Genomic DNA, 659 nt, shown 5'->3' with positions numbered 1-659 from the left:
GGCCACGGACCTGCATCTGGGATAATGGAACATACCGGTCTTTTCTTCCTTTTCCCTGGCGGATGTGAAGCATTTTACGATCAAAATCCAGGTCTTTGAGCTGGAGGCTGCGAAGTTCAAAGCACCGAAGGCCACAACCGTAGAGCATTGCCAGTACCAACCGGTGCTTGAGCAGTTTGGGCGTTTTAAGCAGTTGCTTTACTTCACTACGGCTTAACACTACTGGAAGTTTGTGGGGACGTTCAATGGAAGGTAACATGACCCGCATTGCTTTCATTCCAGAGATACGATAAGCATAGCGAAGGCCATAAATGGTATGCTTAAAGAAACTATCCGATGGTGTTTTGTGCTGGGATTTTAGAAGGTGCAGGTAGTCCAAAACCTGTTCTTCATCGAGAACCAGGGGACTACATTTAAAATGGAGGGACATATGCGCGAGGCAGCGGGAGTAGTTGGTAAGGGTACTTTGACTTTTACCGGCTAGTTCTACGGAACGCTTTAATTTACGGTACAGCTGATCAAACTCAGGTACAGAATTACAGGCCCTGTCAATGAGGGTACTACTTTTTTTTCATAACTTTAAATATTATAATTAGAGATACTTAAAGGTAGTGAATAGTGATTTAGCGATCTCTTGAAGCTACCTTTAGGTTTAGTTC

Annotated in this window: 1 protein-coding gene; it reads right to left on the bottom strand. The window is 44.0% G+C overall.

The genetic code is table 11. The features are described 5' to 3' along the window. A partial coding sequence (locus RM549_RS19400) for a tyrosine-type recombinase/integrase (protein WP_311687772.1) occupies nucleotides 1-379 on the bottom strand: 379 nt, incomplete at its 3' end. Nucleotides 380-659: the final 280 nt, after the last annotated feature.

This window comes from Autumnicola patrickiae (genome assembly GCF_031846525.1).
In the GTDB taxonomy this organism is placed as follows: domain Bacteria; phylum Bacteroidota; class Bacteroidia; order Flavobacteriales; family Flavobacteriaceae; genus Autumnicola; species Autumnicola patrickiae.
The sequence above is the reverse complement of the archived record's forward strand: the minus strand, read 5'-3'. Positions and strand labels throughout refer to the sequence as shown.